The sequence below is a fragment of the Geminocystis sp. GBBB08 genome, assembly GCF_016743215.1.
In the GTDB taxonomy this organism is placed as follows: domain Bacteria; phylum Cyanobacteriota; class Cyanobacteriia; order Cyanobacteriales; family Cyanobacteriaceae; genus Geminocystis.
Genome location: NZ_VRZC01000125.1, coordinates 1 through 11,849, shown reverse-complemented (window position 1 = coordinate 11,849; position 11,849 = coordinate 1). Strand labels below are relative to the sequence as shown.

The following is an 11,849-nucleotide window of genomic DNA, read 5'->3' as shown; positions in this document are numbered from 1 at the left end:
AAACTTAAGCGTAACTGATTAGATTTACTATCATAGCCATATTTACAATCATTAAGCAAACTTACACCATAATTATGATTACTTGAATCTGCCCAATAATGTCCATTAACTTCCCATTGTGCTTTTTCGGCTTCAGTTTTAGGTTTTGTTGTGCGTTGAATATTTCCACAAGCAATGTCATAGGTAACAAAATCACTTTCAATATTTAAGGAAAAATTTACTTTTAATAAAGTATAGTCTTCCTGCCAATTCACTTTATTTTTTATCGTTAATATCGGTGAATTAAAATTTAAGATATAATCTTGTCTAAAATGCGATCGATTAAAAGTTTTTTTAATTCTTATTATCTGTCTTAATGAGCCTTTTTCTAACCATTGAATAGATATTAAACTAGGATTTTCTAATCTATATTCTTCATAATTAGGGTTAATATTCCAAGCATCCCAATATTGTCCTTTATCTTCAAATAATTGTAATTCATTACCATAACCTTGTAAAATTTCTTGTTCATTAATTTTGTCATAAACACTGATTAAATTTCCTGTCTTTTCGTCAACAATAACTTTGACATACTCATTTTCTAAAATAAACTCTGAGATATTTTCTTTTTCAGGCAAGGCTTTTTTTGGCAATGAATTGTCGTTATTTTCAGATAAAGAATTTAAACTGTTTGTTAAGGCATTATTATGAACAAGATAAAATGATTTATAGCCAATGCTAGGGATATTTTCTGCTAAAAATAATAATTTACCATCATGAGAAATTTTAATTTTTAATCGGTTTCCTTCCTCGTCAAAAATGCTATATGGTATTATGGTTTCGTCTATCACTTCTGACACAAAAAAATCTTCCTTTATTAAGGGTGGTTGGGTAAAATTAAATTTACAACCTTCTATCTCAATAATTTCCTATCTTTCCCAGTTTAAAGCGTTAAACATTAATATTATCTTACTCTCTTTTGGCTCTATTTTTTCAAATTTTATATAGGAGGCGATCGCCTTTAAAGATTCTTGTAAAATTAATTGAGTATCCTTAATAATTTCCTGCCAAAGTTGATTTGCTTCTGTAAAAACTGGGGTAATAGATGTTCCGGGTAAAATATCATGAAATTGATTTAATAAAACTTTTAGCCAAATTTGCTTTATTTTATATTGATTATTACTATTAGTGTCAAATATATAAATATTTTTTTTTGCTAAAATTATAAAAATAGTAGAAAATAATTCAGCTTGATATAGTAACCTTTCTGAGTAACGATTAAAATATTTTTGCTCTCCATGGGTGGTATAACAACCTCTATGTAATTCTAAATAAAGTTCACTATTCCAAATAGGGAAATCTTGAGAAGAAATAGAGCTAATTTTATCTAAATATTTTTGAGCGGTAGTAAAATTAATCTTCGGAAAAAAAGGAGAATTTTGATAACGTTTTCCTACCTCTAACATATCACCAGTTGGGCCTCCTCCGTGGTCTCCCACTCCTGGAAGCCAAAAAATATCTTTTAACCCTGTTTGATTTTCCCAATCAACACTATAGTTAGTCATGGTAATTGGATTTGTATCCATAACTCCAGCAACGTTAGGGGGAGACATCACCGCAAAAATACGACTACCATCAGGGGATTGCCACCAAAAACAACCATGAGCAAATTTATTAGTGTCATTCCAATGCAACTTACCTGTTACAAAATAGTTAATTTCAGCTTGTTGTAAAATTTGTGGTAACTGCCAAGGAAAACCAAAAGTATCTGGTAGCCAAGCCACTTTATTATATTTACCAAACTTTTCTAAAAAATATTTTTGCCCATATAATAATTGTCTAATAAGGGATTCTCCACTAATTAAATTTACATCAGGCTCAACCCACATTCCTCCTAAAATTTCCCATTGATTATTCTTAACTGCTTGTTGAATTTGAGTAAATAATAAAGGATTATGATATTCTATCCATTGATATAGATAAGCTGTTGTATGTCCAAAAGTTAAATAAGAATATTTTTTTTGTAAGTTTAAAACAGAATAAAAAGTCCGTTGAGCGACTTCATAAGTTTCCTTTAAAGTCCATAACCAAGCCATATCTAAATGAGCATGACCTAGCAAATAAAAGTTACGTTTTTTGATATAATTAGATAAAGATAAAAGACGATTTCTTAAATTAACTAATTCTTGTTTAAATAATGACTGATTATATACATAATTCCAATTAATTTTATTAACTTCTTCTTCTAAAAATAATTTTTCATCAGGATAAAATTGATCAATATATTTATCTAAAATTATTAATTCATTAGCAACAAAACTAGGATCAATATCGTTATAATTACTCTCATAGATACATTGAGAATTCATTAAACCACCAATATCATGACTGGGGCTAACTAATCGTAAACTAATTAAGAATTGTTGATTTTTTTCTACTTTTTCTGTTAATAAAATACGACTAGAAGAATCAAATAAATCTCCTTCACAAACTAACTTATCATTCACGAAAATTTGAGCCGATTCTGCCCACCATGTTAAAAGTATTCTTAAACTCAAGCCATCTAATGGATAATCATGATTTAGACTTTCAGGAATGATAATTTTTTGACTAAACCATCTTACTTTTTGCCCTTTTTCCCATACTAAATAATTTTTATGATTAACTATTGCTTGTTGCCAAGTTTCTTCTTCTATAGTTATAGGGGGTTTCTCTAAATTTTGATCAAGAAAAAACCAATTATTTTGGATTTCTAATTCCGTCAGTTTTTTTAGAGTAATAATTGTTTCTTTGATCGTCATATTTTATAAAATTAGGTATCAATATAGCATTTCTAAATGAGTCGTAAAAAATGCTCTTTAATGTTTCTTTTGATTAACCAACGCTGATAATGTTACCAAAGGGTAGGTTAAAACTTAGCATCGTTAAGAATAGCGACACTTTCGCCACTTTGGGCTAAGACAAATAAACCTTATTTAAACTTAGTTTTATTGGTTAAAAGAGTTTTGTTAAGGAATTAATTAGTAAATTTTTATCCCCCTTAAAAAGAGGGAATTTTATGATTATTATGCTAAAGCAGGTACAGGTATTCTTAAATAAGGATAAAGGGGGAAGCGATCACACAATTTTTCTACACGTTTGATACAATCTAATCTTATAGCTTCATTCTCAGGATTTAAAAGTCTGTCAGCGATAATATTGGCAATTTCGGTAAATTCTGCTTCTTTTAAGCCTCTGGTGGTTTCCGCTGGAGAACCTAATCTCAACCCACTTGTAACAAAAGGTGATTCGGGATCGAAAGGTACAGTATTTGTATTCGCTGTGATGCTAGTTTTGCCTAATAATTGATCTGCTACTTTACCAGTCATACCGATTGATCGTAAATCCACCAAATTAAGATGATTATCTGTGCCACCAGACACTAATTTAAAGCCTCTATTAACTAACTGATTACCCAATGTCTGGGAATTAAGAATTACTTGTTCACAATAGGTTTTAAATTCAGGTTTTAAGGCTTCTCCAAAGGCTACTGCTTTTCCTGCAATAACGTGTTCTAAAGGGCCTCCTTGAGTACCAGGGAATACTGCTTTATTCAGTTGTTTACCTAATTCTGCGTCTCGGGTGAGGATTAAACCGCCACGAGGTCCTCTTAATGTCTTATGGGTTGTCGTGGTTACAACATCACAATCAGGTACAGGGTTAGGATGTAAGCCAGTAGCTACTAAACCAGCAATATGGGCAATATCGGCTAATAAGTATGCACCAACCTCATCGGCGATGGCTCTAAATTTATCAAATTCAATAGTACGAGGATAAGCGGAATAACCGCAGATAATGAGTTTTGGACGTTCTTTTAAAGCAATTTCTCTGATTTGATCATAGTCTAAGCGTTCGGTTTCTTTATTTACTCCATATTGGCACACTTCAAACCATTTACCAGAAACATTTACGGGCGATCCATGGGTTAAATGTCCACCGTGAGACAAATCCATGCCCATAATTTTATCCCCGGGTTTAAGAAGAGTTAAAAATACAGCAAAATTAGCCTGTGCACCTGAATGAGGTTGAACGTTTGCCATTTGAGCACCAAATAACTGTTTTGCACGTTCGATCGCCAAATCTTCAGCTTGATCAATGAATTTACAACCACCGTAGTAACGCTTACCGGGTAACCCTTCCGCATATTTATTGGTTAAAACCGAACCTTGGGCTGCCATTACTGCTGGGGAAGTAAAATTTTCACTAGCAATTAATTCTAAATGACTTCTTTGACGTTGTAACTCGTTGGCAATAATTTCAGCGATAGCAGGATCTGTATCAGCTAAAAATTCTAAGTTAGTCTGACTCACTTTAATTTAATTTTTCTTATAGATATACTTTAATTATCATAATAGATTGTTGGTTCATCCTTTGATTAATATATTAAACAGAACGGCAGAAGTCTAAAAAATTCTACAAAGGTCATATAATATTCTGTCTGATCATCAAAAGTAATTAGAGTATTAGAAAACTTTTAAGTAAATATAGACTTCTCCATAAATTATGATTTTAATTTAGGGATCATTAAAAACATAGCGTAAATTCATCAATAGTGTATTATAAATTAATTGCAGTTTAAATTATGGGAGAGGTTTAATATTTACCAAAGACGACGTTTACCGTCAGGAAAAATAGTCGCCCAGTTAGTTTGAGCATTTTCTAACTGCTCATCTTGTACGTTAGCATTAGTTAAATTAGCACCACATAAATTAGCACCTTCTAAATTAGCCTTTTCTAAATTAGCACCTTCCAAAATTGCACCTTCTAAATTAGCCTCTTCTAAATTAGCTTTAAAAAAGTGAACTTTTTTGAGATTTGCCTTACTAAACTTTGCCTTTGTTAAATTAGCACTATAAAAATTAGCTCCTTTTAAATTACATTCTTCAAAATTACTTTGAATTAGTGTACAATGACGAAAATTAATTAATGGAATATCTGCCCCGGCAAAATTAAATTGATTAAAAATTTGTTTACTAAAATCCATTCTACCTGAAGCATAAGCCGTCAAAATACTTTTAGGAGTCATGGGAGATAGATATGGCGTTTTTCCCTGACGAGATTTTCTCGCTCTAATTGCCATGGCTAAACGAGAAGTAGCCGAAAGACTTGTATTATCATTATTCTCAGATTCAGATGAAGGTGATATAAAAGGTTTTGTATTGCTAAACATATTTTGTTCTAATTCTTTTTCGTAAGGAGCAATATCTAAATCATTGATCACCTCTTCGGCTGATTTATAACGAATACGAACATCCACCTCTAACATCTTACGCAAAATCTTAGCAAACCCCTTACTAATTTTTACCTCTTGTTCCCATAATAATTCTCCCGTCAAATCATTACAAGGTATATCTTTAGGTGATTTAGCCGTCATTAAAAATAAACAAGTAGAACCCAAAGCATAAATATCACTAGAATACAGAGGACGCATAGCTAATTGTTCCGGAGGTGCAAAACCCATTGTACCCACTGCAAATTGAGTAAAAGCTGTTTGACCATAATTTTTGGCTAACTGTGTGTTAACCTGATCTTTAACAGCCCCAAAATCGATTAAAACCAACTTTCCATCTTGTTCACGGCGGATAATATTAGCAGGTTTAATATCTCGATGAATCATCTTAATGGAGTGAATATATTTTAGTACAATTAATATTTCACCAAGAACATTTTTCGCTTGAACTTCATTAAACACACCATTTTGTTTGACTTCTTGTTGTAAATTTTTACCTTTAACGAAACTTTGAACTAAATAAAAGTGTTGATGATCTTCAAAATAGTCTAATAATCGAGGAATTTGAGGATGATCAATTTTTCCTAAGGTTTTTGCTTCTCTTTCAAATAATTCTAAAGCCATTTTGAAGATTTCAGGATCATTAGAATTAGGACGTAGTTGTTTTATCACACAAAGAGGATTACCGGGTAAAGATAAATCAACCCCTAAAAAAGTTGTTCCAAACCCACCCTTGCCAATTTTTTTGATGGTACGATAACGATTATGCAATATTAAACTAGAACCACAACTGGCACACACCTTATCACTAGGTTGATTTTGTGGTTCAGAACAATTCGGATTTAGGCAATAGCTTAAAATCATTCAGCACTTTTTAGTTCGCTTTATTGATTTAGTATAACTGACGTTACGCACTCATGTGTTAGTTTTTCGACATTATATCGTTTATGCAAAAAAAAGGACTAACCAAAATTAATTGATTAGCCGTAATAATAGGGAACGCACTTTCAGAAAATATATTGCATTACTTAAGAACTAATTTAACATTAGCGTTTTGTAACCCACGTTGCTTAACTTCTCCCAAAGTTTTATTAACCGCATATTTTTGATTAATAGAGTTAATTAATTCAGTTTGATTGTGTTTTTTAGCAACGCCCCAGAGATCAGCGATTAAGTCAAAGCTACCATCGGTATTACGAGACCAACCAAGATCGTATTCTCCTTCCAACACAGCTACAATATCAGCACGAAGACGTTGACCATTATAGCCACGAACATCAGCATCGGTTTTTACACTAATACCGAGATCACGCAAGGAATTAGTTAAAATTTCCGCAGAAGAGATTTTGGTGCGTAAAGTACTGAAATGAGACATTGGTATTTCCTCCTAAGAGATTAAAGACAACTTTTTGATGTTAAATTGCACTTAAAGTGCTTTAGATTAAACTGTTAGCAATGAAGCTAACCTTTCCCCGACAATGAGAGAAAGACTGTTAAAATGACCCTCGCTGATATTCAACGGAGGTTGAAGCAGGTCTGGCTCTTTGATTAGCCCAGTCTCGTAGTGCTGTTACCTGTTCTGTCATAGTGCGGGACAGAGGTAGTGTAGATTTGACCGCAGCAATAATATCCAACTGTGTGAACTCTCGCCCTTGGGCAAAAGCCTCATACATAGCTGCCACAATTGCTTGTTCAATTTCTGCCCCAGAAAAACCTTCTGATACTTTAGCTAACTGTTCCAAGTCAAAACGACTTATATCTGAACGACGTTTGCTAAGATGAATATTAAAAATCGCTTCTCTTTCCTGATGACTAGGCAAATCCACAAAAAAGATTTCATCAAAACGACCTTTACGCAAAAACTCACCCGGTAGTCTTTCGATACGATTAGCTGTTGCCATTACAAACACTGGAGAATTTTTTTCTTGCATCCACGTCAAAAATGAACCAAAAATTCGACTAGATGTACCACCATCAGAATCACCAGATCCAGCTCCTCCAGCAAAAGCTTTGTCTAACTCGTCGATAAATAATATCGTTGGTGAAATAGATTCCGCCGTCTTTAAGGCACTGCGTAAATTTGCTTCTGATTTCCCTACCGTCGAACCATCATAGACTCTGCCCATATCCAAACGGAGTAAGGGTAATCCCCATAACTTAGCGGTAGTTTTAGCAATTAAGGATTTTCCACAGCCCGGTACTCCTAAAATTAGCATTCCCTTCGGTTGAGGTAGCCCGTAAGCTCTAGCTTTTTCCGTGAAGGCTTGCGATCGCTGAGTTAACCAGTGTTTGAGTTCTTCTAAACCACCCACTGCGTTGATAGTTTCATCATCTTCAATATAATCGAGGATGCCATTACGCCGAATTAGTTGTTTTTTCTCAGAAAGGACAATTTCCACCTCATTTTCTGTTAATTGCCCGGCTTTAATCTGAGCTTTACGATAAACTTTTTCTGCTTCATCGATAGTTAAACCAAGAGCGGCTCTGCGTAATTTTTCTTTAACTTCTGTGGAAAGTTGTTTGCCTTTAGTATTTTTTAAAGCTCTTGCCAATACCAAATCTAGCTCATGGGCTTGAGGTAAAGGAAAATCTAGTACCACTAAATCTTTTTCGAGTTCTAAAGGAGTTTGCTGATAAGGAGACATCAAGACAATTATTTTATCTGTCCCCTTAAAACTAGCAATGGCATCTCTTAACCATCTAGTTACAGGGGGTGATTCTAAATAAGGATGTAAGTCTTTGAAGATGTAAATCCCCGCCTCTTTTTGTCTGACAACCCATTCGATGGCTGCTTCGGGAGAAACAGTGTTGTGTTGTACAGAAGTAGAATTGTGTTCAGAGCGTTCAACGATTCCACGGGTTACTGTCCATACAAATACTCGACGAGATCCCTGATTGGGTAATTCATTCACTATGGTAGCAATGGCTTCCTCTGCACGTTCTTCTTCCGAAGTCACTAGATAAATCAGGGGATATTGAGCTTTGATAAGAATGTTTAACTCTTCTTTCATGGGATCGACCTCTCTTGTGGTTAGGCAGTTACTGTAATCGCTGACATTACTGTCACCATTTAGCAAGGGATTAACTCTTCTTGTCCTTCGGTGTCTTTGCTGATTTCTGTTGCCTCGCCAATTAAGGGAAACTCTTCATCAACGATGTTGGGTTGATTTTTGAGGGAAATCATATCTCCGTCACGCATAACCATGGCGGCATTACATTCAGGGCAAATGTGAACTTGATGAGTCTTTCCGTAACTCGCTTCTAGTTCCTCCACTGCTTCAGGATGTTTTAAGTAAAAACTAATAGCCTTTTCCACGAGGGCTGACATGGAGTCAGTATCGATGGCTGCTTTTACTTTTAATTGACGATGCAGTGTTGGTGGAAGATAAAGAGTAACTTTTTGCTTTTCTTGCATATTCGCTTTTATTTGATATGCCCAGGTGCGATATTGATTAATTTAACTTTTTTTTTTAAAACTGTCAAGCTGTTTTCCCATTTTAATGGTAATATTGTTACAAAACTTAACAATTGAATTAAAAGTGGAGATTTTTATTTTTGAGGAGCTCTAAACTTAGATTAAGCACTCATGTAAGTAAAATTAATTGTATAGAGACAATGGGTTTAAACCCCTTGTTACCCTTTGTTAACATAGCTTTGAGAAAAATAAAGGGCATCGATTAATTTTGCTTACTCAGTTATCCTAGCTTACGTTTAATAGCATTAATGAGAGTATCTAAGATATAAAGCCTTGCGTAATATTTATTATTACCCGGCACAATAGTCCAAGGAGCTTGAGCGGTGCTAGTTCGTGCTATAGTTTGGTTAACGGCAACGTCATATAAATTCCATTTTTCTCGATTACGCCAATCTTCATCGGTTAATTTATAACTTTTATAAGGATCGTCTTTTCGTGCTTCAAAACGTCTTAATTGCTCTTCAGGGCTAATATGTAACCAATATTTAAGCAGTATATAGTTAGAACTAGCTAACTGTGCTTCAAATTCATTGATTTCTCGATATGCGCGTCTCCATTCAGATTCGGTAGCAAAACCTTCAATTCTTTCGACTAAAACTCTACCATACCATGTACGATCAAAAATACCAATTTTACCTGTGGGGGTTAACCGTTGCCAAAAACGCCAAAGATAATGATACATATGTTCTTCTTTAGTGGGAGCGGCAAAAGCATGGACTTGATAGCTGCGAGGATCTAAAATATCAGTAATTCTTTTAATGGCGCCTCCTTTTCCGGCTGCATCCCAACCTTCAAATAATAATAAGATACCGATATTTTTTTCAAAGATGTCTTTTTGTAACTTTCGGAGTTCTAACTGAGATTGTTTAAGTTTTGTTTTATATTCTTCTCTGGAGATACTAAGGTTTAAATCAATTTGTCCTAAATAATCGGGTTCAGTAGATAATAAAGATGTTTGAGAAGGTAAAGAAGGGTTTTGTGGTGTAATTTTACGTTTGGCTAAGGTTTCTCGAATGGTTGAAACTAATTGGGTTAAAACCTTTACTTTTGCCCACCGTTGACAGTCAGCTTCGACTAATACCCAAGGGGCAAAACCACTATTTGTTAAAATCAGCATTTCCTCTGCTAAGGTTTTATATTCTTCATAATTTTTTTCCTGTTGCCAGTCTTCTTTACGCACTCGCCATGATTCAAACTCATCTTTTTCGTATTTTTTGAGACGATCTTTTAATTCTTTTTTGCTTAAATGAAGCCAGTATTTTGCTACCACAGCACCATCTTCGATTAATTGTCTTTCAAAGGCGTTAATATCACGCATAATTGTAGGCACTTCAGTATTGCCTAATCTTTGAAACAATCTATCTTCTAGTAAGTGAGTGTACCAACTATGATAGAAAATACCTATACTGCCTTGAGCCGGTATTTTTTGCCAAAAACGCCACAAAAACGGATATTTTTTTTCTTCTTCTGAAGGTGCTAAGATCGGATGTACCACAAAACCCCGAGGATCCATATAATTAGTCATTTGCTTGACTAAAGTGCCTTTTCCGGCCGCCGCCCATCCTTCTAAAACGACGATAATAGGTAGTTTTTCTAACCAACAGATATTTTGTAGCGATCGTAATTCTCGCATTAAGTCTTCTATTTTAGTACGGTAAGTTTCTTTATCTAAAGAAGTAGTTAAGTCTAAAGTATCTAACATTTTGATGATGATCCATAACAGCTATACACTCAATATATACTGAGTTGAACTGAAATTTAAAAGTCTTAAGTTTATCTTAATATTAGAGGTAAAAAGTTTTAATAATTAATCTTTAGAAAAATGTCCTTTCTTTTAAAAAAAATATCTTTTAAATATCTCATTTTTGCTTTGATAGGTGGCTTATTTATGGGCTTAACTGTTGCACCGAGTAACTTATGGTTTTTAGCATGGATAGCTTTAATACCTCTGTGGATAAGTTTATCTCAATCATTTTTGACATCAATATTAGCGGGGTTTTTATGGGGATGTGGTTATCATGGTTTTGCTTTATTTTGGATAACAGGAATACATCCGATGACATGGATGGGAGTATCATGGTTTAACAGCTTAATTATTGCTATTTTTTGTTGGTTATTTATTACTTTCTGGGGAGCAATTTTAGTTACTATTTGGGCAGGTATTTTTAACTTGATTATTAGTCAAAAATTAGATAAAAATAAATTTCTAAGTCCTAGTTTAAGTAAGATATTTTTAGGGGTAACAATTTGGTGTTTATTAGAAAAAATTTGGAGTTTTAGCCCTCTTTGGTGGACATCTTTATCTTTTACCCAAAGTCCTTATAATTTAGCCATTTTACAATTATTAAAAGTATCTGGAACAACTACTATTACGGCTTTAATTATCTTAATTAATGGTTTATTTGCAGAAAATCTTATTTTAATCCTGAAAAATAAACAATATTTTTATAAGGATAAATATAACTTAATGAGTAGTGCTATAATTATTTTAATTGTTACTCATGGTATCGGTTATATAAATTATCAAGGAAAAATTAACGATGATTTATCAAAAGTAATAAATATCGGCATTATTCAAGGTAATATTCCTAATGAAATAAAACTTTATGATCAAGGATTAAAAACGGCGATGATTAATTATACTAAAGGTTATTATGATTTAGCTCAACAGAATATTGATTTAATTTTAACTCCGGAAACGGCTTTACCTTTTTTTTATGATCAAATAGCTAATAATAGCCCTATTTATCAGGCAATCTTGAAAGAAAAAATACCTTTATTATTAGGTGCTTTTGATCAAAAAAATAAGAATTATACTAATACTTTATTTAGTCTCAATCAAGAAGGAAAAATTATTAGTAAATATAACAAAATTAAGTTAGTGCCATTAGGTGAATATATTCCTTTTCACAGTATTTTAGGTAATTTAATTAATCGTCTTTCACCCCTAGATGCACATTTAATTGCGGGAGAAAAACAACAAATTTTCAATACTCCTTTTGGAAAAGCTATTGTCGGTATTTGTTATGATTCTGCCTTTGCTGAAGTTTTCCGTAATCAAGCGTTAAATGGAGGAGAATTTATTATTACGGCTTCTAATAACGCCCATTATAGTGATACTATGCC

Annotated in this window: 9 protein-coding genes; 1 reads left to right on the top strand and 8 read right to left on the bottom strand. The window is 33.3% G+C overall.

Translation table 11 applies throughout. From position 1 onward, the window contains the following. The 8 genes from FWJ34_RS14375 to pap all read right to left on the bottom strand — a co-directional run. Positions 1-839, bottom strand: an 839-nt coding sequence (locus FWJ34_RS14375) for a glycoside hydrolase family 38 C-terminal domain-containing protein (RefSeq protein WP_308256024.1), incomplete at its 3' end; no start/stop codon positions are given. A gap of 69 nt (positions 840-908) precedes the next feature. Next, positions 909-2,780 (bottom strand): hypothetical protein, encoded by a 1,872-nt coding sequence (locus tag FWJ34_RS14370; protein WP_308256023.1) that lies wholly within the window; start codon positions 2,778-2,780, stop codon positions 909-911. A gap of 264 nt (positions 2,781-3,044) precedes the next feature. Continuing rightward, positions 3,045-4,328, bottom strand: coding sequence for a serine hydroxymethyltransferase (gene glyA, locus FWJ34_RS14365; protein ID WP_308256022.1), 1,284 nt, complete (start codon positions 4,326-4,328; stop codon positions 3,045-3,047). Positions 4,329-4,618: 290 nt separating this feature from the next. Next, complete coding sequence (locus FWJ34_RS14360; RefSeq protein ID WP_308256021.1) at positions 4,619-6,112, bottom strand: serine/threonine-protein kinase; 1,494 nt, start codon at positions 6,110-6,112, stop codon at positions 4,619-4,621. Positions 6,113-6,272: 160 nt separating this feature from the next. Further along, on the bottom strand, positions 6,273-6,623 hold the full coding sequence (locus FWJ34_RS14355; protein ID WP_308256020.1) for a DUF1257 domain-containing protein: 351 nt from the start codon (positions 6,621-6,623) through the stop codon (positions 6,273-6,275). A 118-nt stretch (positions 6,624-6,741) separates the two neighbouring features. Then, complete coding sequence (locus tag FWJ34_RS14350; protein WP_308256018.1) at positions 6,742-8,259, bottom strand: AAA family ATPase; 1,518 nt, start codon at positions 8,257-8,259, stop codon at positions 6,742-6,744. A gap of 59 nt (positions 8,260-8,318) precedes the next feature. After that, entirely contained in the window at positions 8,319-8,663 is a 345-nt protein-coding gene (locus tag FWJ34_RS14345) for a hypothetical protein (protein WP_308256017.1), read from the bottom strand. Between the two features lie 280 nt (positions 8,664-8,943). Continuing rightward, complete coding sequence (gene pap / locus FWJ34_RS14340) at positions 8,944-10,425, bottom strand: polyphosphate:AMP phosphotransferase (protein ID WP_308256016.1); 1,482 nt, start codon at positions 10,423-10,425, stop codon at positions 8,944-8,946. Positions 10,426-10,545: 120 nt separating this feature from the next. On the opposite strand from pap, the gene lnt reads away from it, so the two are divergent. Beyond that, positions 10,546-11,849, top strand: a 1,304-nt coding sequence (gene lnt, locus FWJ34_RS14335) for an apolipoprotein N-acyltransferase (RefSeq protein WP_308256015.1), incomplete at its 3' end; no start/stop codon positions are given.